The 21246-nt window shown below is 68.1% G+C and carries 20 protein-coding genes; 12 read left to right on the forward strand and 8 right to left on the reverse strand.

From position 1 onward, the window contains the following. Window positions 1-98 precede the first annotated feature (98 nt). Window positions 99-680, reverse strand: a complete 582-nt coding sequence (locus B1818_RS03500) for a hypothetical protein (RefSeq protein ID WP_078111939.1) — start codon at window positions 678-680, stop codon at window positions 99-101. Window positions 681-797: 117 nt separating this feature from the next. Between B1818_RS03500 and B1818_RS03505 the strand changes: the two genes are divergently transcribed. After that, entirely contained in the window at window positions 798-1238 is a 441-nt protein-coding gene (locus B1818_RS03505) for a MarR family winged helix-turn-helix transcriptional regulator (RefSeq protein ID WP_078111999.1), read from the forward strand. An 83-nt stretch (window positions 1239-1321) separates the two neighbouring features. Here B1818_RS03505 and B1818_RS03510 read toward each other — a convergent pair whose 3' ends face one another. Next, on the reverse strand, window positions 1322-1954 hold the full coding sequence (locus B1818_RS03510; protein WP_078111940.1) for an MBL fold metallo-hydrolase: 633 nt from the start codon (window positions 1952-1954) through the stop codon (window positions 1322-1324). Next, window positions 1951-3039 carry an S-(hydroxymethyl)mycothiol dehydrogenase gene (locus B1818_RS03515; protein ID WP_058253401.1) on the reverse strand — a complete coding sequence of 363 codons (1089 nt, stop codon included), beginning with the start codon at window positions 3037-3039 and terminating at the stop codon, window positions 1951-1953. Before B1818_RS03515 ends, B1818_RS03510 begins: the two co-directional genes overlap by 4 nt. A gap of 328 nt (window positions 3040-3367) precedes the next feature. Here B1818_RS03515 and B1818_RS03525 point away from each other — a divergent pair, with 328 nt between their 5' ends. After that, window positions 3368-3643, forward strand: a complete 276-nt coding sequence (locus B1818_RS03525) for a Rho termination factor N-terminal domain-containing protein (protein ID WP_078111941.1) — start codon at window positions 3368-3370, stop codon at window positions 3641-3643. A 236-nt stretch (window positions 3644-3879) separates the two neighbouring features. Here the strand turns inward: B1818_RS03525 and B1818_RS03530 are convergent, their stop codons facing one another. Further along, the gene (locus B1818_RS03530; RefSeq protein WP_078111942.1) at window positions 3880-4767 is read right to left on the reverse strand and encodes a DUF5995 family protein; all 888 of its coding nucleotides are present in this window, start codon (window positions 4765-4767) and stop codon (window positions 3880-3882) included. A gap of 205 nt (window positions 4768-4972) precedes the next feature. Continuing rightward, window positions 4973-5776, reverse strand: coding sequence for a LuxR C-terminal-related transcriptional regulator (locus tag B1818_RS03535; RefSeq protein WP_078111943.1), 804 nt, complete (start codon window positions 5774-5776; stop codon window positions 4973-4975). Window positions 5777-5871: 95 nt separating this feature from the next. Here B1818_RS03535 and B1818_RS03540 point away from each other — a divergent pair, with 95 nt between their 5' ends. After that, a complete protein-coding gene (locus tag B1818_RS03540) occupies window positions 5872-7449 on the forward strand; it encodes an AMP-binding protein (protein ID WP_078111944.1) in 1578 nt (525 codons plus the stop codon). A 182-nt stretch (window positions 7450-7631) separates the two neighbouring features. Here B1818_RS03540 and B1818_RS03545 read toward each other — a convergent pair whose 3' ends face one another. Next, the gene (locus tag B1818_RS03545; protein WP_058253407.1) at window positions 7632-8294 is read right to left on the reverse strand and encodes a pyridoxamine 5'-phosphate oxidase family protein; all 663 of its coding nucleotides are present in this window, start codon (window positions 8292-8294) and stop codon (window positions 7632-7634) included. A gap of 242 nt (window positions 8295-8536) precedes the next feature. Here B1818_RS03545 and B1818_RS03550 point away from each other — a divergent pair, with 242 nt between their 5' ends. After that, window positions 8537-9118, forward strand: a complete 582-nt coding sequence (locus B1818_RS03550) for a DinB family protein (RefSeq protein WP_058253408.1) — start codon at window positions 8537-8539, stop codon at window positions 9116-9118. A 139-nt stretch (window positions 9119-9257) separates the two neighbouring features. Beyond that, complete coding sequence (locus tag B1818_RS03555; protein ID WP_004019684.1) at window positions 9258-9923, forward strand: fasciclin domain-containing protein; 666 nt, start codon at window positions 9258-9260, stop codon at window positions 9921-9923. An 81-nt stretch (window positions 9924-10004) separates the two neighbouring features. On the opposite strand, the gene B1818_RS03560 is transcribed toward B1818_RS03555, so the two are convergent. After that, the gene (locus tag B1818_RS03560; protein ID WP_058253409.1) at window positions 10005-12245 is read right to left on the reverse strand and encodes a molybdopterin-dependent oxidoreductase; all 2241 of its coding nucleotides are present in this window, start codon (window positions 12243-12245) and stop codon (window positions 10005-10007) included. Between the two features lie 134 nt (window positions 12246-12379). Here B1818_RS03560 and B1818_RS03565 point away from each other — a divergent pair, with 134 nt between their 5' ends. The 4 genes from B1818_RS03565 to B1818_RS03580 all read left to right on the forward strand — a co-directional run bounded on the left by B1818_RS03565 (window position 12380) and on the right by B1818_RS03580 (window position 18123). Then, on the forward strand, window positions 12380-13858 hold the full coding sequence (locus tag B1818_RS03565; RefSeq protein WP_058253410.1) for an NAD(P)/FAD-dependent oxidoreductase: 1479 nt from the start codon (window positions 12380-12382) through the stop codon (window positions 13856-13858). Between the two features lie 242 nt (window positions 13859-14100). Continuing rightward, window positions 14101-15840: a DUF6777 domain-containing protein gene (locus B1818_RS03570; RefSeq protein ID WP_058253411.1), complete on the forward strand. Its 1740-nt coding sequence runs from the start codon at window positions 14101-14103 to the stop codon at window positions 15838-15840. Window positions 15841-15902: 62 nt separating this feature from the next. Beyond that, window positions 15903-16535 (forward strand): LGFP repeat-containing protein, encoded by a 633-nt coding sequence (locus tag B1818_RS03575; RefSeq protein WP_058253412.1) that lies wholly within the window; start codon window positions 15903-15905, stop codon window positions 16533-16535. Window positions 16536-16599: 64 nt separating this feature from the next. Beyond that, window positions 16600-18123 (forward strand): fatty acyl-CoA synthetase, encoded by a 1524-nt coding sequence (locus B1818_RS03580; RefSeq protein WP_058253413.1) that lies wholly within the window; start codon window positions 16600-16602, stop codon window positions 18121-18123. 30 nt (window positions 18124-18153) lie between these two features. Here B1818_RS03580 and B1818_RS03585 read toward each other — a convergent pair whose 3' ends face one another. Next, on the reverse strand, window positions 18154-18804 hold the full coding sequence (locus tag B1818_RS03585; protein WP_078111945.1) for a hypothetical protein: 651 nt from the start codon (window positions 18802-18804) through the stop codon (window positions 18154-18156). Window positions 18805-18953: 149 nt separating this feature from the next. On the opposite strand from B1818_RS03585, the gene B1818_RS03590 reads away from it, so the two are divergent. The 3 genes from B1818_RS03590 (at window position 18954) to B1818_RS03600 (ending at window position 21238) form a co-directional block, all read left to right on the forward strand. Next, window positions 18954-20153, forward strand: coding sequence for a prolyl oligopeptidase family serine peptidase (locus B1818_RS03590; RefSeq protein WP_058253415.1), 1200 nt, complete (start codon window positions 18954-18956; stop codon window positions 20151-20153). Window positions 20154-20314: 161 nt separating this feature from the next. Continuing rightward, on the forward strand, window positions 20315-20746 hold the full coding sequence (locus B1818_RS03595) for an STAS domain-containing protein (RefSeq protein ID WP_004019695.1): 432 nt from the start codon (window positions 20315-20317) through the stop codon (window positions 20744-20746). A gap of 6 nt (window positions 20747-20752) precedes the next feature. Next, window positions 20753-21238 (forward strand): ATP-binding protein, encoded by a 486-nt coding sequence (locus B1818_RS03600; protein WP_058253416.1) that lies wholly within the window; start codon window positions 20753-20755, stop codon window positions 21236-21238. The last annotated feature ends 8 nt before the right edge of the window (window positions 21239-21246 follow it).

Below are 21246 nucleotides of genomic sequence, written 5' to 3' on the forward strand. Positions count from 1 at the left end.
CGCCTGCGGCTCGAGCCGCCGATTCCGACCCCTGAGAAAAAGCTGAGCGGACGGCGACACCCGGCGGGTGCGGCTCATCGCAGTCCCACCACGACTCCTCACTTGTCCCGGTGTGGACCCGACAGTTGGACGAGGACGTCGACTGCCGTTGCCAGATCGGCATCCTCGATGTGCGAGAGCATCGTCTGGATGACCCCTCGAACAATGTCGGGTCGCGGCTGATACCGGATGTCGATGGCGGTGGCGATGTTCCACGTAAGCAAGAAGGCATCGCGGACCGCGTGCTCGTAGAGCGCTCCCGCGGTTGTGTGGGTGCCGTCGAGGTCGACGACCCGGTGCGTGTCGAGGACTCCGGCGAAGGCGGCGACCATCAGGCCGGCACTTCGACGGTATCGGTGATCGAAACCGCCTCCGTACTGGTCCGCCACCAACGGGAACGATGCCCCGTCGATCGGTGCAGCTCGCTTCGAAATCAGCTCATCGCCGGCGAGGAGCGCGGTGAGACGCGCATTTCGATCGACGGCCGCCACGAACAGATCGCCGAGGTCACCGTTCGTGGCGGCGGCCGGAATGCTCATGTCGCCGACGGTCATCTCGGAGAGATGTGCGCCGACATCGTCGGTCGTCGCCCGAAGTGCCGCTGTGTCCATCCGACGCCCCTTCTCGAAGACAGTGCCCATCCGAACTGTCGTTCCGTCCTGTCGGCCCGCGATGATGAGAGGACGCTTCCGAATCGAGTGGGAGCAACCAGCCGCAACGATCGTCTACCACGGTAGACGATCTGAAAGGGGATGTCGATGGCGGACGACGACCGGGTTTCGAGTGCGGAGCCCGATCTCGGCGCACTTCTCGGGCGACTGATCCCGCACCTGATCAGCCTCGAGGAGCCGATCCTCCGGGCCGCCGGCCTGTCGATGTGGGAGTACGCCATCGTGGGCGAGGTCGCCGCGACGCCGGCGGTGTCGCAGCGTGCGTTGTCCGAACGCACCGGGCGAGATCCGACGCGACTCGGCAGACATCTGGACGAACTCCAACGGCGGGGCATCGTGTCCAGGGAGAGGTCGGGCAGTCATCGCCAGTGGACCGTCTCGATCACCTCGGAGGGGCATGCACTGCACGAGCGCGTCCAGGCCGAGATACGGGCCGTGGAGGACGAGCTACTCCACGGCGCCATGTCCGACAGTCAGGCAACGACCTTTCGACGACTGCTGCGAGTCCTCGTCGCGTCCGTCTCCTGACGCATCCTCCGCGGCCGTCACCCGCCCGCGCCGACTACCGAGAACGGCCGGTAGTCGGCCGAGCGGATGCCGCATTCGGCCTGTCAGCTACCGCGTTTGATCCATTCTTCGAGGTGGGGTGCTTCGTCGCCGACGGTGGTGCCGTCGCCGTGGCCGGTGTAGACCTTCGTCTCGGGGTCGAGGGTGAAGATCTTCTCGGTGATCGAGGCGATGATCGTGGGGAAACTCGAGTACGAACGCCCCGTCGCGCCCGGACCGCCCTGGAACAGGGTGTCGCCGGAGAACAGGACCTTCGCCTCGGGCAGATGGATCACCGACGACCCCGGCGAGTGGCCGGGGGTGTTGATGATCGTCAACTCGGTCCCACCGACGCTGATCCGCTGGCCGTCCTCCAGATCCTGATGGGCGACGTCGGGATGGGTGTCGTTCCACAACATGTCATCGCCGGGGTGCAGCAGGATCGGCGCGCCGGTCGCCTCCGACAGTTCCGGGGCCACGGTGACGTGATCGTTGTGCCCGTGGGTCAGCACGATCGCCTTCACCGTCCGGTTGCCGACGCCGTCGAGGATCGGCTTCGCCGAGTGCGCGGCATCGATGATGATCACCTCGTCGTCATCACCGACGAGCCACACATTGTTGTCGACGTCCCAGGTACCGCCGTCGAGACTGAACGTGCCCGAGGTGACGACGTTGTCGATACGCAGTTCGCCGCTCACAGCTCGACCACCGATCGCAGCACCTTGCCGGCCTCCATCGCCGAGAACGCAGCCTCGACGTCGTTGATGCCGATGCGCTCGGTGACGAACTTGTCCAGCGGCAGACGACCCTGCTCGTAGAGATCGATCAGCATCGGGAAGTCGCGTTCGGGGAGGCAATCGCCGTACCACGACGACTTCAACGCACCACCGCGGGAGAAGAAGTCGACCAGCGGCATCTCCAAGGTCATCTCTGGGGTCGGCACACCGACCAGCACGACGACCCCGGCGAGATCGCGCGCGTAGAAGGCCTGCTTGTAGGTTTCCGGGCGGCCGACCGCATCGATCACGACGTCGGCGCCGTTGCCGTCGGTCAGTTCCTGCACCGCGGCGATCACATCATCGACCTTCGAGCCGTCGATGGTGTGGGTGGCACCGAGGTCTTTCGCCCACTCCAGCTTCGACGCATCGCGGTCGATCGCGATGATCGTCGTCGCACCGGCCAACCGGGCACCGGCGATCGCGGCGTCACCGACACCGCCACACCCGATGACCGCGACCGAGTCGCCGCGGCCGACGTTGCCGGTGTTCATCGCCGCCCCGATACCGGCCATCACGCCGCAGCCGAGCAGCCCGGCCACGGCAGGGTCGGTGTCGGGATTGACCTTGGTGCACTGCAATTCGTGGATCAGCGTCTTCTCGGCGAACGCGCCGATGCCCAGCGCCGGGGTCAGTTCGGTGCCGTCGGTCAGGGTCATCGGGACGCTGGCGTTGAAGGTGTCGAAGCAGTACCACGGACGCCCCCGCTTACATGCTCGACACTGCCCGCACACCGCCCGCCAGTTCAGGACGACGAAGTCGCCGACCTCGACATGAGTGACATCGGAACCAACCGTCTCGACCACACCCGCGGCCTCGTGGCCGAGCAGGAACGGGTACTCGTCGTTGATGCCGCCCTCGCGGTAGGCCAGGTCGGTGTGGCAGACACCGCACGCCTTGATCGCCACCACCACATCACGCGCACCCGGGTCCGGGATCACCACGTCCACGACCTCTGTCGGCGCCTTCTTGCTGCGCGAGATCACTCCCTTGACTGTCTGCGACATACGTTGTTCCTTCCGCAACTGCGTTGTTCGGGGTACGGGTGCGACGTGTGCTGCGAGTGCGGCGACGCATGGGTGACGTCGCCGGAACACATCGCCACAACCTTATCGGTACCGATCAATATCGACTACTCAGAGTGGTCGTCGTCTACTGTGATTATCCACGCGCCCGTTCGGATGTAACCGTAGTTCGACGAACCGCGCACCCGCTTCGGATTCGGTCATCGTGAACACCGCGTCCGATCCGTCCACCCCGATCCCGTTGTTTGACCACCGACGCATCTGGCAACCCTGGTGCGGACCGCTCATCTCCACCACGAGGAGGTAGACCATGGCAGAGAAGAAGAAGGACCCTGGACCTTCGGTCAAGGACGACGAGCTCTACGAGAAGCTGCGCGACGAGGGCAACTCGAAGGAAAAATCAGCTCGAATCGCCAACGCCGCGGCCAACAGCTCGCGGTCGGACGTCGGCAAGAGCGGCGGCAAGTCCGGTTCCTACGAGGACTGGACGGTCGACGAACTCAAGAAGCGCGCGAAGGAACTGGACCTCTCCGGTTATTCGGACCTGAAGAAGGACGAGCTGATCGAGAAGCTCCGCGATCACTGAAACCCGATCCGCCGGGCCCGACGCCACCGAAGCCGCCGACCCCTGAGGGTTCGGCGGCTTCGGTGTGAAAGGGACGGTGCCGGCCAGTGCGCCTCTCGGCAAACAGGCCGCTCGAAGCGGCAAAAGGGTGGGACCCGGGGCAATGGATCCGTCACCGTCGAGGGCTACAACCGCGTCCCTCGGCGAGTTATTCCACCTGGTTCGTCCGCACGCGACCCACACGTTTCGGGCAGTGGTCATCGGACCAGCCCGACCCGCTGGAACGCGGTCAACGCCGTCTCGCCGGTGTTCCACAGCCCGGTCACGTCACCGCGTGCCCGAGCAGCGGTCGCCGGATCCTGGAGCGCGAGTCCGTTGCGGAACGTCAGCACGTTGTATCCGACGTCGGCGGCCCGCAGCATCGGCCCGGTCGCCCGGCCGGCGCCCACGACGCGGTCGAGGCCCTCACCGACCACGTAGAACCGGAAGATCGGTCCGAGGTTGACGCCGTATTCTCGGAGTGTCGCGGTGACGATCGAATTACCGTGTGCGGCAATTGAGTCGACGATGAAGAAGAAATCCCGCGCATTCGCCGTCGTGGCCTGGGCGTCGGCGGTCGCATACGCGAGATCGACGGTGATGTGTGCGTTGTAGCCGGCCATCGCGACCCGTTGGCCGGGGACGGCGCAGTCGTCGGCCATGTCGAAGTAGTGCCGCCACTGGGGTGCGACAGGTCCGCCGCCGAATTCGCCTCGCACGGCGTCGAGGAACCGGTTGAGGAGTTCGAGACTGATGACGGGCGCCCACCGCGGCGTCTGAAACACGCGCGGAGTGTTCTGCAGCGGCATCACCGCGTCGCGTTCCACTGCGGCCAGTCCGAGGGCGAACAACCCGCGACGGTCGCGGCGGTCGGTGAGTATGTCGACGATCCCGTACAGCTTCGCGACGTTGCGTCGTAGCTGCACGAGCGGGAGGTCCCGCGAATCCTGATCGTAGGTACTGAGTTCGACGATCCGCTCGCGGTCGGCCGGGCGGAGCTCGGTGCCACACGTCTCGGCCGGTACCGCCGTCGACGTTGCCGGCACGGCGACGAGAAGTGTTCCGAACAGAGCTGCGGTCAGCAGTGTCGCCGAGAGTGTTCGCATGGAACCCGGTGTTACCCCTCCGCGCGCGGATCAACCCTCCGACCGGGGTCGCGAGACCCTTCGTGACGCGCCCTCCGCAAGCTCCGGGCACTCAGGGAGCAGGGTGACGCGCCGCCGCCCTCCGCAAGCTCCGGGCACTCCTCAGGGAGCAGGGTGACGCGCCGCCCTCCGCAAGCTCCGGGCGCTCCTCACTGAGTGGAGTCCGTCAGGGCAGGAGGCCGGCGCTGCGGGCGGTCACCACGGCTTCCAATCGCGACGACGCCCCGAGCTTGCGCATCGCATCCTTCATGTAGCCCTTCACCGTGTACACGGTGACGCCGAGGGTCTCGGCGATCCGGGCGTTCGAGTAGCCCAGTGCGGCAAGGGAGATCACGTCCTGCTCCCGACCGGTCAGGTCCACCTGTGTCTGCGCCACCGGGTCCGCGGCAACCAGGACCTCGGTGATCGCGGCGAGTTCATCGGCGAGCCGGGCGTCGTCGACGGTGTCGGCCAGCGATCGGAGTCGGGCGTAGGCCGCCGTCATCCGGTCGCGCATCTCGGCCTCGTCCTGTGCGGCGTGCTCCAGACGTGCGCGGGATGCGACGATCTCGTGTTCGACGGTGCGCGCCTCCATGGCGAGGACGTCGAGCATCCGTCCGCCGATCGGGTCCGGCGTGTGCAACGCGCCGTAGAGCACCGCGACGGGCGAGCGGTCGACGATCACCGGCGCGGCCATCATGGCGCGCAGTCCCTCCCGCTCGATGATCGTGTTGTAGCGATGGGTGATGCGTGGGGTGCGGAGGTAGTCGTCGACGACCATCGGGCGGTTCAGCGAGACGACCTTGCCGCCCAGCCCGTGGCCGACGTCGACCGACACGCCGTTCAACGCTCCCACCGTCGATCCGGCGAAATGCTGCAGGCGCAGGTTCGACGGACCGCTGAGGACGCCCGCGAAGGCCAGCGGCACCCCGCTGGACCTGCGCACTCGACGCAACGCCTCGGTGACGATCCCGCTCAGCGGCTCGGGCATCTCACCTCACTTCTCCCCCTCTTCAGGGGGTGTTCCGGGGGCATGTCGCGGAGGACACTGTGACTCAGCTTACTCAGTACGGAGCGAGGTTCACGATGACACAGGCCACCACGAAGCCCGTCGACATGGTCGACCGCTGGTTGGGAATCTACGGGGCGCCCGACGCCGACGCCGCGTCGCTGCTCGTCGACGGTCACGATCCCGACGCGATCGCCTTCACCGTGATCGAGGTCGAGCAGACCGGCGATCAGCAGTCCGGCGGTGTTCGCCCGGTCACCACCGACATCACTTATGGCGAGCTCGCCGAGCGGTCCAAGCGACTCGCCGCGGCTCTCGCGGAGATGGGCGTCGGTCGCGGCGACACGGTGGGCGTCCTCATGGGCAAACGCGAGGAACTCGTCGTCTCGCTCCTCGCGATCGCCCGACTCGGCGCGATCTACATCCCGCTGTTCACCGCGTTCGCCACACCCGCGATCGAGATGCGCCTGGCGGCCGGCGACGCGAAGGTCGTCATCACCGAGCCGAGTCAGGCGGACAAACTCGCCGGCATCGACGGGATCACCACGGTGATCGCCGGCGAGCAGTTCGAGGAACTCATCTCCTCGCATGAACCGGTCACCGAGTCGGTGGCGGTCGGGGGCGACGGCACCCTGATCCTGCTCTTCACCAGCGGCACCACCGGGGCGCCGAAGGGTGTTCCGGTCCCGGTCAAGGCGCTCGCCTCGTTCGTCGCCTACATGCACTTCGGCCTCGACGTCCGCGCCGACGACGTGTTCTGGAACGCCGCCGACCCCGGCTGGGCCTATGGCCTCTACTACGGCGTGCTCGGTCCGCTGGCCGCCGGCCGGCGCAACCTCCTGCTGCACGCCGGATTCACCCCCGAGCTGACCGCGAAGATCCTCGGCGACCTCGGTGTCACCAATTTCGCGGCCGCGCCGACCGTGTACCGCGCGCTCAGCAAGGACTCGCGCATCTCCGGGTTCTCGCTGCGCCGGGCGTCCTCGGCCGGCGAGCCCCTGACCCCCGACGTCATCGACTGGGCGCTCCGCGCCATCGGCACCGAGGTCCGCGACCACTACGGCCAGACCGAACACGGCATGTTCATCAACAACCACTGGCACGAGTCGGTGCACGAGACCCTCGTGCCCGGTTCGATGGGTCAGCCGATGCCCGGCTTCGCCGCAGGCATCGTCGACGGCCAGATCGCCATCGATGTCCCGGCCAGCCCGCTGATGTGGTTCGAGGGCTATTTGGACGCACCGGAGAAGACCAAGCAGCGGTTCTCGCCGGACGGGCGGTGGTACCTGACCGGCGACACCGGCCGGGTCGACGACGAGGGTCGCTACTTCTTCACGGCACGCGACGACGACGTGATCATCATGGCCGGATATCGGATCGGCCCGTTCGACGTCGAGAGCGTCCTGATCACCCACCCGTCGGTCGTCGACGTCGCCGTCGTGGGTCGCCCGGACGAACTCCGCGGTGAGGTCCTCGAGGCCTTCGTCGTCACCGCCGACGGGGTCGAGGGCTCCGACGCTCTCGAGGCCGAGCTCCAGCAGTTGGTCAAGACGCAGTTCGCGGCGCACGCCTACCCGCGCACCGTGCACTTCGTCGACGCCCTGCCCAAGACACCCAGCGGCAAGATCCAGCGGTTCCTGCTCCGCCAGAGATGAGTCGCTCGGGCGCGTAACGGCGCCACCGCGCGGGAGCGATGAACCGGTTGCGCGGCCCACCGAGCCCGGCCGCGCCCAGACCGACCCCGTCGGCCGGGCTTCGACGACCTCGCCCGACCCGACGCGGTCACCGGACGCGCAACCAGCGGATCACACCCCTATCCGCTGGTTGCGCTTCTCCGTCACTCGCACGCTTCGGTCGACGGCGACGGGCCCACCAGCGCCCGTACCGATTCGGGCGGCGTCTCGCCGCTGTGGGTGAGCGGGGCGTCGTACACCGTTCGTACGGGGACCACCCCAGTCCAGTCCGTCGACTCCCCGCCCGGCCCACCGGTCCGTGCCTTGGCGATCCACTGACCGTCGGCGATCGGCAACCGGAGGGCGACGGTCGCCGCCAGCTCCTTGCGGGTCGTCGGCCGAACCTCGGCCACACGCCCGGGAATCAGCTTGTCCGACAGCACTTCGAGGTCCGTCAGGGCATCGCCCGACACTTCGAGTACGCCCCGGATCACCGCCGAACGGTAGTTCGCCGAGTGGTCGAAGAGGGTGTCGGCGACGACGAGGCCGTCCAGGACGAACACCGTGAAGGTCACCGGCGCACCGGCGGCCACGTGCCGCAGTGCGCCCGCCCCGGTGGAACCGTGCAGCAGGATCGAGTCGCCGTCCCGGGCGAAGAGCATCGGCACCGACCACGGCAGTCCGTCGACGACGGTACCGAGGGTCCCGACCTTCGCCTCGTCGAGCAGCGCGTCGAGCAACGCACGGTCGGCGGCCCGTTCGGGTTTGCGCGTCAGGGACGCGAGCGGCGAAGTCGCGTCAGTCGGGGTGCCGCCGTTCGAGGTCATGCGGACATGGTCGCCCGTGCCGGCCCCCGGTTCAACAGATTTGCTGACTCAGACCAGGACTCTGCCACCCGGCTGAAAACCACTCAGCAGACCCAATCGGGCGACATATCGTCGCCGGCGTCGCGCTGCTGGGCGCATTCCAGACGGTTTCTACGACTGATGGAAGAACCCGGCTGAACGAGGACCGAATCTGTCCTCTATCGCTCATAACGTGGTCCTCACACCAACAGAGAGGACACATCATGGGCACCTACACCCCCGCGGAAGTCAGCGTCGACGTCACCGGCGAGAAGAAGGAGCTGCTCACCGTCCTGCAGGACCAGCGCAACATGCTCAAGATCACCGCGCGTGGCCTCTCCGACGCCGACGCGCGCAAGCAGACGACGGTCAGCACCCTCACCATCGGCGCCCTGATCAAGCACCTCGCGCATGGCGAGGAGAACGCTGCCCGCATCATCACCGAGCGGGACGAGAACGCCGAGTTCGACATGAGTCAGGCCATGACCGAGTACGTGATGAGCGACGACGAGACCATCGCCGGGTGGCTGGCCGAGTACGACCGTGCGGCGCTCGAGCTCGATCGCGTGATCGCCGACGCCGAGAACCTCGACGAGCTGATTCCCCAGCCCACCGCGCCGTGGGCGCCCGAGCGCGAGTGGTCGTCGATCCGGACGATGATCATCCATCTCATCCGGGAAACCGCGCACCACTGCGGCCACGCGGACATCATCCGCGAGGCGCTGGACGGCCAGACCACCATGGGCGCGGTCTCCGAAGGCCAGGACTGGGCCGAGGGCTGGGCCGACCAGGATTGGGCCCAGTGACGCCCTCGACGGCCTGACCGACAAGGCGCCCTTCACGATCAGTCTCGTCGTTGACCAATCCGCGGATCGCCCGGCACCGAAGACGTTGTGAGGCTGCCGGCACGGCGCAGTCGACACCCCAACACAGATTGGATCGACGATGATCAAGCGAGTTCCCCGCGTAGCAGGAGCGTTGACCGGACTGGTCCTCGCCGTCGGCGTGATGGCCGGCTGTTCCAGCGACGACTCTGACACCTCGAGCGAGACCACCGGCGCGGCAACCGAATCCAGCGCCATGATGAGCGAGAGCGCGATGGCCGATCCCGCCGCCAATCTCGTCGGACCCGGTTGCGCCGCATACGCCGAGGCCAACCCCTCGGGCCCGGCATCGGTCAACGGCATGTCCAGCGTGCCGGTCGCCACCGCGGCTGCCACCAACCCCGAGCTCACCACGCTGACACAAGCACTTTCGGGCCAGCTGAATCCCGAGGTGAACCTCGTGAAGACGCTGAACGAGGGCGAGTTCACCGTGTTCGCGCCGACCGATGACGCGTTCGCGAAGCTGCCCCCGGAGACCGTCGAGCAGCTCAAGACCGATGCCCCCCTGCTGAACAAGATCCTGACCTACCACGTGGTCGAGGGCCAGGCGGCTCCGGACAAGATCGTCGGTGAGCACACCACTCTCGAAGGTCAGCAGGTGACCGTGACCGGTTCGGGCGACAACCTGAAGGTCAACGAGTCGGGCGTCGTCTGCGGCGGCGTCACCACGTCGAACGCTCAGGTCTACCTGATCGACACGGTGCTGATGCCCCCGGCCGGCGAGTGATCTCACCGTAGCCGCTGTGTGACAGCACTTTCCACGATTCTCACCGACGAGACCCGTCGGTGAGAATCGTGCTGTGCGCGGTCAGTGCCGGGCCGGCTCCACTGTGTCGGCCGACTGAAGGCGACTCTCGGACATCGCCGATACCTGGATCGGCACCCCGGTCATGTTGGCCATCCCGGCGAGTCGCTCGAGATCGGCCGGATCGGAGGAGATGAGCGCGTTGACGTTCACTCCGCCGGCACCCAGATCATTCTCCGCCGCGGCATTCGCCTGCGTCCATCCACCGGAGCCGTTGTGGCCCCAGCCATGCGGAATCGCGACGACACCGGGCTTGATGTCCTCGGTGATGGTGACCGGCAACGAGATCCGTCCGTGTCGGGACGCCACCGTCGCCAGGTCGCCCTCGGCCAGGCCGCGTGCCGTGGCATCGTCCGGATGTATCCGGGCCGCGTGAGACCGTCCGCCGCGCAGCAGCATCGGCGCGTTGTGCTGCCAGCTGTTCTCCGAACGTATCTCGCGCATTCCGATGAGCCGCAACGGATAACCCGTGTCGACGTCCACACCCAGTTGATCGATCTCGGACATCAGTTCCGGCGCAGCCAACCGGATTCGACCGTCGAGGTATGTGACATTCTTGCTCAGCTGCCCGGGTGCGAGGTTCTCGGCGACCACGACCCCATGCGGGTGGTCCTCGACCAGGCGCCGGTAGGTCAACCCGCCCCGACGCAGACCGAATCGGTCCCCGCCCAACCCCATTCGGATCACCAGGTCGGAGATCCCGCGCGGGGTGACCGGACGACCGATGCGTCGCGCCAACCGGTTGCCGACATGTAGCGAACGGATCAGCACATTCTCCGGAGCGAGGAAACCGATGAGCTCGTTGATCACCGTCCACTCCTCCCGCGCTTCACCCTGCGGGGGGATCACCGCCTCGGTCGCCTGCTTGAACGGGGTGGTGAACAGCGCTTGGAACGGGAGCAGGAAATCCTCGCGCTCGTACATCGTGGTCGCCGGCAAGATGTAGTCGGCCCGCGCGTTCGTCTCGTTGCGGTAGATGTCCAGCGACACCATGAGATCGAGTTCGTCCAGCGCCGAACGTAGTTCGTCGCCGTTGGGTACCGACAGCACCGGATTGCCCGCGCTGACGAACAGGGCTCGCAGCTGTCCGCGACCGGGCGTGGTGATCTCCTTGGCCATCAGCGACGCCGGCGCCGTCCCGAGGACCTGTGGCAGATCGCCGACCCGGCTCCGACGTCCGGCCCACCGGAAGCTCGACACCCGTTGCAGCGCGCTCACTCCCAGCCGCTGCCCGGGGATTCCCAGATCGCCGAACATGGACCCGCCCGGCACGTCCAGGTTCCCGGCGACGAGGTTGACCATGTCCAGGAGCGCGGTCGTCAGTGTCCCGGTGCGCCCCAACGACGTCCCGACCCGGCCGTACACGGCTGCCCGCTCCGTCCGGGCGAGCGAGCGGGCGACCTCACGGACGCGCTCCGGGTCGATGTCGGTGCGATCCGCGGTCGTCTCCGGTGCATAGGCCGCGACGAGCGTCTCGAGCTCCCCCACTCCCCGCGCCTGCCGTCGAAGCCGGTCGCGGTCGGCGAGGTCCTCGTCGAACAGCACATGCAGCACGGACAGCAGGAACAGTGCGTCGGTGTCGGGTGTGATCGGCAGCCAGTCGAACTCGCGGGCGGTCTCGGTGTGGCGGGGATCGACGACGACGACGGACCCGCCGCGTGCGGTGATGGCGTTCAGACCCTCGCGGATCCGCGGGGAGCTCATCACACTGCCGTGCGACACGACCGGGTTCGCACCGATGATCACCAGGTAGTCGACGCGATTGATGTCGGGGATCGGTGCGGTCAGCGGGTTCCCGTACAGGAAGTGACTGGCGACGAACCGGTTGTTCACGTCCTGCGATCCGGCCGAATACACGTGCGGTGTGCCGAGCAGGTTCATGAAGATCGCGGTCCACAGCACGTGCCCGGTGGAGAACGTCGCGGGGTTGCCGAAGTACCAACCGATCGAGTCGCTGCCGGAGGTCTGGTGGACCTCGACGAGCCTGCGGCCGATCTCATCGAGCGCGGTCTCCCATGAGACCTGTTCGAACTCGCCGTCCGGGCGTCGCCGGAGCGGGTGCCGGAGACGGTCCGGGTCGTTGACGATCTCGGTGAACGCGATCCCCTTCGGGCATGCGAAACCCCGCGACAGCGGATGCTCCTTGTCCGGCCGCAGCGAGATCAGCCGGTCGTCCTCGACGGTGGCGATCATGCCGCACAGCGGCTCGCAGATCCGGCAATAGGTGTGCTTCTCCATCGGCATCTGTGCGTCCCCTCGACCTCGCTCGATGACGACCGCAGACGGGCTGGCCTGCGGTTCGGTGTGATTCCGTTCACATCTGAGGACAAGTGTTGCATGATGACAGCACGCCAGGCAGCCCCACCGAGGAGGTCCCCGTGACCGACAGCGACACCGACGCCACACAGCCATCCGTGCGCGACATGATCATCATCGGCGCCGGCCTGTCCGGCATCGACTGCGCTTACCGGTTCACAGAGCAGAATCCCGGCGCCGACTATCTGATCCTGGAACGCCGCGAACGCATGGGCGGCACCTGGGACCTCTTCCGGTATCCCGGCGTGCGCTCGGACAGCGACATCTATTCGCTGAGCTACCCGTTCGAGCCGTGGCGCAAGCCGCGCGCGTTGGCCCACGGGACCGACATCCGGGAGTACATCGAGGACACCGCCGCCAAGTACTCGATCACCGACCACATCAGGTTCGGTCAGCACGTCCTGACCGCCGACTGGGATTCGACGACCGACACCTGGACGCTCGGGGTCGAGGTCGGCGAGGACCGGCGCCGCGAGACCTACCGCGCCAGGTTCGTCATCTTCGCGACCGGCTACTACGACTACGACAACCCGTACACGCCGCGATTCGCCGGTGCCGACGACTTCACCGGTCAGATCGTGCACCCGCAGCACTGGCCGGAGGACCTCGACTACCGAGGCAAGAAGATCGTGGTGATCGGCAGCGGCGCGACGGCGGTGAGCCTCATCCCGAGCCTCGCCGAGCAGGCCGAGCACGTCACCATGCTCCAACGCTCGCCGTCGTACATCTTCTCGTCCAAGCAGAAGCAGTACCTCGCGCCACTCGTGCAGAAGCTGCTGCCGCCCCACGCCGCGCACAAGGTCATCCGCACCCGATATGCGGCGCAGACCGCGGCGATCGTGCACCTCACCCACCGGTTCCCGAAGCTCGGGCGCAAGATGATCCGGAGCAACGTCGTGGCGAACCTGCCCGAGGACTATCCGGTCGACCTCCACTTCAATCCCACCTACAACCCGTGGGATCAGCGCATGTGCATGGTCCCCGACGCCGATCTGTTCGCCGACATCGCCGAGGGCACCGTCGAGATGGTCACCGACCACATCGACCGGTTCGACGCCTCGGGGGTCACCCTCACCTCGGGCAAGCACCTCGACGCCGACATCATCGTCACCGCGACCGGGCTCCAACTCCTCGGCTTCGGCGGCACCCGGCTCCGCGTCGACGGTGCGGAGGTGAAACCCCACGACCGATTCGTCTTCAAGAGCTACCTCATCGAGGACGTGCCGAACCTCGCCTGGTCGGTCGGCTACACGAACGCGTCGTGGACCCTGCGCGCGGACATGACCGCGCGCGCCGTCGCCGACCTGGTCAAGTACATGCGCACCAACGGCTACACCCATGCCTATCCCCATCTCGGTTCGGAGGTCATGGGTTCGCGGCCGCTGTGGGACCTCAAGGCGGGTTACGTCGAACGGTCCCCGGAGGCGCTGCCGAAGTCGGGCACGCGGGGTCACTGGCAGGTGCGGCACAACTACTACCGCGACGCCATCGACCACCGGATCAACAAGGTCGAGGACTCGATGGTGTTCGGCCGGGTCTGACTCAGCTCACCCAGACCGGGGTGGTGTCGGCCGACCCGGGCGAGGCGTTACGCCGGTGTGGTCCAAACGGTCGAGATTTCGCCTCAGCACCGTAAATATGCTGGTCAAGCCTTGCTCCTCGCGAGACGCCGCGCCGATACTGGGCTCGGCGAGCGAGCCGTCTCGCTGAATCCGCCCCGCCCCCGCGGAGCGCCACTCCACGGCATGCGTCCCGGCAGGAGTGGACCAGTAGGAGCTCCGAGATGACCTATCCGCCCGGTCCCCCGTCCCACCCGTCGAACCCGTACGGCCCGGTGCCGCCGCAGTCCGACAGCCGGCGCGCCCTCACTCTCGTGCTCGGCGCGATCGTCGTCGTCCTGGCGCTGATCCTCGCCGCGGGCATCGTCTTCGTCGTCAAGGCGCGCGATGGGGACATCTTCGTACCCGGCCTCACCCTCACCGCGGCCAACGATCCTGGGATCGACCCGTTCACCGATCCGGTCCTCGTGGCCGGGGCGGGCGACCTGCCGGCGAACGTCGCCCTCACCGGCACGGCGGGGGCCGCCGACCTCGGCGGCCGCGCGGTGAACGGCACCGACGCCGGGCTGTACGGCTCCCGCGACACCGCTGCCTGCGACACCGCCGCGCTCAGCAACCGGCTGCTCGCCGATCCGCCGGCGGCGCGCGCGTGGGCCGGGGTCTACGGCATCGATACCGCCGACATCCCGCACTACCTGAACACGCTGACCCCGGTGGTGCTGACGACCGACACCTGGGTCACCAATCACTCGTACACCTCCGGCCGGGCGGTCCCGTTCCAGTCGGTCCTGGAACGCGGCACCGCGGTCTACGTCGATTCCGCCGGCGTGCCGCGCGCGATGTGTTCCTGCGGGAATCCGCTCGCCCCGCCGGCCGCCGCCCCGCTCGGTGGGTATCGACTCGACGGACAGCCGTGGGAGGGCTACAAGAGCCGGTCGGTCGCCCGGATCGCGTACAACAACCAGCACGTCACCGCGGTCGGCAAGTCGACGACGATCGTCCCCGCGCCGCCGGTCCCGGACCCCGGGGCGCCCGCCGGCGACGTTCTCCAGCTCTTGAATTTCCTCACCGGACAGATCTTTTCGCAACCGGCGGGCGGGTTGCTCGACCTGAGCGGATTCCCGCCACCGTCCGGTCCGCTGCCCACCCCGGCCGCGTTGAACACCCCGTTCGAGGCGGCCACCGACGAAGACGCCGAGCACAACGGCCTCCTCGCAGCGGGCAATCCCGCGGCCGCGCCCGCACTGGAGAAGCGTGCCGAGGAGCACGACGGCCTGCCGGAAGGCGCGCCGTCGACGGACTCCTCGGCCCCCGACTCATCGGGACCGGACTCGGCTGCCCCCGACACCCCCGGTCCCGGCCCGGATTCCCCGGCCCCGGACGCCCCGGTGCCGGCTTCCGACGTACCCGTCCCGGAGGAGCCCGGCTACGAGGCCCCGGGCTCCGAGCTCCCCGGACCCGCGACGGAGCCCGGCGCGCCCGGGCCCGACCAACCGGCCGAAACGCCGACGACGCCGACCTCGTTCAGCGGATCGGGGGAGGTCGTCGGCAGTTTCAGCTTCGTCGACGCCGGGCTGTCGGTGGGCTGTACGGTTCCCGGCGGTCCAGCACTCGGTACCGTCACGCTCTCGTGCACCGACGGCGTGACCCGGTCGGTCGCCGGTTCCGCGCTGCACCGCCCCGGGGTGTCGGGCTCCACCACCGGCACCGGGGTGTGGACCCTGACGCTGACGGCGGTCGGCGCGTCGCGATCGGTGACCGTCCGATCGGCGAACTGGATCGCCGCGCCGCCGGCGGCCCCGGCTTCCGAACCACCGGCATCCGAGCCACCGGCATCCGACGGCTCCGCGGATCCCGCAACCCCTGCCGAGGAGCTCCCCGACACGACCACGACGACGACCACGGAGAGCCCGCCTCGGGCCGACGCCCCCGCCGACCCGGAAGCACCTGCGGGGACTCCGTGACCGCACCACGGGTGTGAGCTGTCCAACAGCAGGCACCCTGGGACGTCCGTACCATCGCGCGCATGTCTGCTCTGACGACGTCGACCCGACGCCCCTCTCGTGACCTCCGCCCGGAATCCGCCCGTAGGCGAGTGCGGGTACGTCTGGCGAGCGTCGCGATCGTGGCGGCGATGGCGTCGCTGGTGATGTTCGCGCCGAACGCGCATGCGGACCGCGTCATCAACGGGCACCTGGTGGGCGGGAAGATCGAGCAGGCGTACGCCTCGACGGGCGGGTTCTTCAAGTGGGGCGTCCCGACCGGTCCCGAACGCGCGGCCGCCAAGCGCGGCCGTTTCCAGACGTTCTCGCGCGACACGTCGTTCTACTGGCACCCGGCAGCCGACGGCGGCACCGCGCATCAGGTCGGCGGCGCGATCCGGAGTCGATGGCAGCAGGCCGGCGCGGAGCGCGGCGCGCTGGGCTACCCCGTGAGCAACGAGTACCGGTCGGGCAGCGGGCGGAGCAACGACTTCCAGGGCGGCGTCGTCACGTGGTCCAAGACCGGTGGCGCACAGGTCGTGTGGGGCCAGATCCGGCAGAAGTGGGAGAACACCGGCGGTGCGGGCGGGTACTTCGGGGTTCCGCTCGGCGGGGAGTACCGGACCGGCGCCCGGTTCGCGCAGGACTTCCTGAACGGCACCATCTTCTGGCCCTGATGGGCGGAACCCACCTCACGCAATCGGTGGTGTGTCACTAGGACGTCCAAGTATTGTCGTCGGCATGGCTTCGCGACCTTCCTCCACCAACAGCATCGACGGGATTCTCCGCAGGTCCGCCGCGCGGCATCCCGACCGCACCGCGCTGGTCTTCGACGACCGCGACTACACCTATCGTCAGCTCGACGACGCTGTGTCCGCTGCCGCCGCCGGCCTGCTCGCCCGCGGCCTGGAGCAGGGGCACCGGGTCGCGGCCTATGGCACGAACTCGGATGCCTACGTCATCGGCTTCCTGGCATGCTGTCGCGCCGGACTCGTCCACGTGCCGATCAACTACGCGCTCCGGGGTGACGAGCTCCGCTACCTCGTGGTGCAGTCGGGCGCACGCGCCGTCCTCGTCGACCCCGCGCTGGCCGAGCGGGTCGAGGAGATCCGCGGCGATCTCGCCGACGTCGAGGCAGTCGTCCCGTTGCGTGACGCCGACGACTCGCTGCTCGCGTCGGCCGCATCCGAACCGCCCGCCGCATTCGACTCCCGGGCCTCGGGTGACGACCTCGCGCAGCTGTTGTACACCTCGGGGACCACGTCGAAGCCCAAGGGCGCCATGATGTCCCACGCCGCACTGATCAGCGAGTACGTCTCGTCGGTCATCGCGCTGGACTTCACGGCCGAGGACAATCCGCTGATCGCCATGCCGCTCTACCACTCGGCGGGCATGCACGTCTTCATGCTGCCGTACCTCTCCGTGGGCGCGACCGTCCGACTCATGGCCACGCCGGACATCCCGGAGATCCTGCGGCGCGTCGAGGCCGACCGCATCGGTTCGCTGTTCCTCGCTCCGACGGTGTGGGTTCCGCTGGCCAATCATCCCGACCTCGCCACCAGCGATCTGTCCTCCTTGCGCAAGGCGCAGTACGGCGCGTCGATCATGCCGGTGACCGTGCTGAACCGGCTCCGCGACCAGTTCCCCGGCATGCAGTTCTACAACTGCTTCGGGCAATCCGAGATCGGCCCGCTCGCAACGGTTCTGCGCCCGGAGGAACACGACGACCGGCCGTCGTCGTGCGGTCGCCCGGTGTTCTTCGTCGAGACGCGCGTCGTCGACACCGACGGGAACGACGTCGAGCCCGGGGTCCCCGGCGAGATCCTCTATCGTTCGCCGCAACTCTGCCGCGGGTACTGGGACAACCCCGCGGCCACCGAGGAGGCGTTCCGAGACGGCTGGTTCCACTCCGGCGACCTCGTCACCCGCGATGCCGAGGGCTTCATCACCGTGGTCGACCGCATCAAGGACGTGATCAACACCGGCGGCATCCTGGTCGCCTCACGTGAGGTCGAGGACACCGTCTACACCCATGAGGCGGTGTCGGAGGTGGCCGTCATCGGCGAGCCGGACGAGAAGTGGATCGAGGCCATCACCGCGGTCGTCGTGGTGCGGGACGGCCGGTCGGTGACCGAGGAGGAATTGATCGAGCACGTCCGGTCCCGGATCGCGCCGTTCAAGGTCCCGAAGAAGGTGCGGTTCGTCGACGAACTCCCCCGCAATCAGAGCGGTAAACTGCTCAAGCGGGAGCTGCGCTCGCAGTGACGGACGTGCGGCGCGTCGGACCTGACATCGTCAGAACCGTTGCGCCGCAGCCACTGCCCCGGGGATGTCGGCATGTGCGCCCGCCGGTCCGAGTATCCGTTGCAGACCCGCCGCGGTCACCTCCGCCCCGGGCTCGATGATCTCTCGCAGACGGGCACGGATGTCGGCCGGGGGCGCCAGTCGCAATTCGACGAACCAGTTCGCCAGCAGATCGTCGAGCGCATCGACGGTCTTCTGGTCATCGGTGAACGGCAGCCCGACACTGGTGAAACCGTCGGCGAGGTCGTAACCGGATCGGGTCCATCGGCCGTCGAAACCGTAGACGAAACCGATCCACATGCCGTCGGTGCGCTGCCTCTCGAGGTGAGACGCGATGGCCGGTTCCCACCACGGCGGCGCGCCGCCGAGCAGGTCGGTCTCCGACTCGCCGAAATATGTGGCGCCCTCGCGGAAGTACGTGTCGGAGTACTCGTGATCGTGGCCGACGAGCACCGCCCGGTCGGCACCGACCAGCACCACGTCGACCCAGTTGCCGCCACCGTCGTCGTAGTGCCACCCGTCCGGCGTCGCATGCGCGCCCTGCGCCCAGCGTTCTCCTCGTACCGCCAGGAGAGCTGCGTAGGCAGCCCACCTGGATCGCATCTCCGCCGGAGCCGGCAGGTCGACCGTCTGCAACGCCATGTCGTGGCACCTGTCTGTCGGGATTGTCCGACCCAGCGTATTGCCGCGGCCACCGGCCCCGCTCACCGAATCCGGTACCGCTCACCGAAATGGCTGCGCAGCAACGGGATAGGTGAGCGAATCGACGACCGGGACTCGTCCGCAGTACGGTGAGGACCGTGACTCGATGGCATCGCAGGGTTCTGGCATTCGCCGCGTGTGCGGCCGTCGTGATCGGGAGTTCCGGCGCGGCCGGGACCCTCGCCGCCGGTCCGGCGATCGCCTCACCGTCGACTCTCGGCGACACCGGCTCGGTCGTCTCGTCGCGCCCGCTGGCGCCGCAGTTCTGGGTTCCCGGGTCCGCCGACGCCACCGTCCTGACCTACGTCACCACCGACACGTTCGGGAACAAGGCGCTGAGCACCGGGACCGTCTTCATCCCCGAGGGCACTGCCCCGCCCGGCGGCTGGCCGGTGATCTCGTGGGCCCACGGGACCTCCGGGATCGGCGACGACTGCGCGCCGTCGGTCCGGGGACCAGGCCTCCCGGAGCGCGACCTGCCGTACCTGGCCAAGTGGATGCAGCAGGGATACGCCATCGTCGCCAGCGATTACGCCGGCCTGGGCACCCCCGGCCTGCATGCCTACCTCGACGGCCGGACCACGGCCCACAATGTCGTCGACATGGTGCGGGCGGGTCGCGAGTTCTCCGCGAGTCTGCCTGCCGCACAGCGGTTGTCACGATCCTGGGCGGCGGTCGGGCAGTCGCAGGGCGGCGGCGCGGCGATCTACACCGCGCGCTACGCCACGCAATTCGGCGGTCCCGCACTCGACTACCGCGGCGCCGTGGGCACCGGTACGCCGGCCTACATCGAACGCCTCGTCCAGATCGCCGGCCCGGGCGTACCGCCGGTGGCGATCACACCCGCGCTGACCGCCTACCTCAGCTACATCACGGCCGGCCTCCGATACGCACACCCCGAACTCGGCATCGATCGCATCCTCACGCCGACCGGCCGGAAGTATGTGGCGCTCGCCGAGACACAGTGTGTCGGCGAGTTCGAGGAGCAGCTCCGGGGAGTCTCCGTCGGCGACTACTTCTCCGCTCCGCTGACCAGCCTGCCGAACTTCTCGGCGACCCTCGCCGACTACCTCGGCATGCCCGAAAAAGGTTTCGACAAGCCGTTTTTCATGGGCCACGGCCTGCTGGACACCGACGTGCCGTATCCCACCACCGCGGCGTACGCCGCGACGCTGGCGGCCAACGGCCAACCGGTGACCTTCCGGACCTATCCGAGTGACCACAGCGGAACACTGGTTCGGTCGCAAGCCGACACGATCCCGTTCCTCGACCGGCTCTTCGGCAAGTAGTCACTCATCACTCGGTAAATCTCTCGCTCACCCCGGTACCGACGCGACGGCGTCCCATGGCACGATGGACGGCACCGGTTGAGCAACTGCCGTCATACGTATCGCCGGGACGGGGCCGCACACCGGCCTGCTGTAGTCCCCCGTAGAGAGGGCCACCACCGATGCAGGCAGAACATCCTGACGCTGTGATCGTCGACGACAACGGCCTGAGTGCCGGACGCGCCCTGATGACGGTGGTGTCCGCGGCGCACGAGCAGCTGGTGATCCTGACCGTGGAGGGCAGCATCGACGTGCTCACCGCTCCGCAGTTGTCCGAGGCGGTCTCCCAGGCGCTGAGCGGGCAACCGGACGGTCTGATCATCGACCTGACCACCACCGAATTCCTCGCCTCGGCGGGCATGGCAGCGCTCGTCGCCGCCCATGAGGCCATCGCGCCGAGAGGCATGTTCGGGGTCGTGGCCGCCGGACCGGCGACCACACGGCCCCTCACCGTGATGGGACTCGACCAGACGATGGTGCTCTACCCGACACTGAACGACGCGGTCACGGCCATGACCACCACAGAGGGGCTGGCCGACCGTCCGGCTGGTTAGACGCCGATGGTCCGGATTTCATCGGCCCACCCGCGCCCCGAGGACTCGGACGGCGGCCTGACGCTGTCGGTGGCAGCCACGCCCGAGTCCGCCCACCTCTTTCGGCAGCACTTCACACGGTGGCTGGACGCGACGCTCGACGTGGACGCCGAACGTCGCAGCGACATCGTCCTCGCGGTCTACGAGGCCGTGGCCAACGCGGCCGAGCACGCGTACGCCGCTGACGTGCCCTCGCCCGGCCCTCAGCCCTCCGCCGCCCAGTCCTCCGCCACGCGGTCCCGTGCCATCGGGGTTCGCGCCCACGTGACGCGCGACGAATCGCTGGAGGTCACGGTCACCGACTCGGGGCGCTGGAAATCCGATGCCTCGTCGTCGCCCTATCGCGGGCGCGGCCTCGCATTGATCTCGGCGCTCAGTGACGCATCCGACGTCACCAGCGGGCCCGACGGGACCTCGGTGACGTTGCGCTGGCATCAGCGGCTCAGCGTCTGAGCGGCGGT

Origin of the sequence: Gordonia sp. IITR100, from assembly GCF_002009645.1 — a bacterium.
GTDB classification, from domain to species: domain Bacteria; phylum Actinomycetota; class Actinomycetes; order Mycobacteriales; family Mycobacteriaceae; genus Gordonia; species Gordonia hongkongensis.

Excerpts from the sequence above, each read along its gene's own strand:
- B1818_RS03555 (WP_004019684.1), top strand. The coding sequence starts at position 9,258 with ATGATCAAGCGAGTTCCCCGCGTAGCAGGAGCGTTGACCGGACTGGTC.
- B1818_RS03595 (WP_004019695.1), top strand. The coding sequence starts at position 20,315 with ATGCAGGCAGAACATCCTGACGCTGTGATCGTCGACGACAACGGCCTG.
- B1818_RS03585 (WP_078111945.1), bottom strand. The coding sequence starts at position 18,804 with ATGGCGTTGCAGACGGTCGACCTGCCGGCTCCGGCGGAGATGCGATCC.
- B1818_RS03540 (WP_078111944.1), top strand. The coding sequence starts at position 5,872 with ATGACACAGGCCACCACGAAGCCCGTCGACATGGTCGACCGCTGGTTG.
- B1818_RS03535 (WP_078111943.1), bottom strand. The coding sequence starts at position 5,776 with ATGCCCGAGCCGCTGAGCGGGATCGTCACCGAGGCGTTGCGTCGAGTG.
- B1818_RS03580 (WP_058253413.1), top strand. The coding sequence starts at position 16,600 with ATGGCTTCGCGACCTTCCTCCACCAACAGCATCGACGGGATTCTCCGC.
- B1818_RS03575 (WP_058253412.1), top strand. The coding sequence starts at position 15,903 with ATGTCTGCTCTGACGACGTCGACCCGACGCCCCTCTCGTGACCTCCGC.
- B1818_RS03600 (WP_058253416.1), top strand. The coding sequence starts at position 20,753 with ATGGTCCGGATTTCATCGGCCCACCCGCGCCCCGAGGACTCGGACGGC.
- B1818_RS03505 (WP_078111999.1), top strand. The coding sequence starts at position 798 with ATGGCGGACGACGACCGGGTTTCGAGTGCGGAGCCCGATCTCGGCGCA.
- B1818_RS03560 (WP_058253409.1), bottom strand. The coding sequence starts at position 12,245 with ATGCCGATGGAGAAGCACACCTATTGCCGGATCTGCGAGCCGCTGTGC.
- B1818_RS03525 (WP_078111941.1), top strand. The coding sequence starts at position 3,368 with ATGGCAGAGAAGAAGAAGGACCCTGGACCTTCGGTCAAGGACGACGAG.
- B1818_RS03570 (WP_058253411.1), top strand. The coding sequence starts at position 14,101 with ATGACCTATCCGCCCGGTCCCCCGTCCCACCCGTCGAACCCGTACGGC.
- B1818_RS03515 (WP_058253401.1), bottom strand. The coding sequence starts at position 3,039 with ATGTCGCAGACAGTCAAGGGAGTGATCTCGCGCAGCAAGAAGGCGCCG.
- B1818_RS03545 (WP_058253407.1), bottom strand. The coding sequence starts at position 8,294 with ATGACCTCGAACGGCGGCACCCCGACTGACGCGACTTCGCCGCTCGCG.
- B1818_RS03500 (WP_078111939.1), bottom strand. The coding sequence starts at position 680 with ATGGGCACTGTCTTCGAGAAGGGGCGTCGGATGGACACAGCGGCACTT.
- B1818_RS03550 (WP_058253408.1), top strand. The coding sequence starts at position 8,537 with ATGGGCACCTACACCCCCGCGGAAGTCAGCGTCGACGTCACCGGCGAG.
- B1818_RS03530 (WP_078111942.1), bottom strand. The coding sequence starts at position 4,767 with ATGCGAACACTCTCGGCGACACTGCTGACCGCAGCTCTGTTCGGAACA.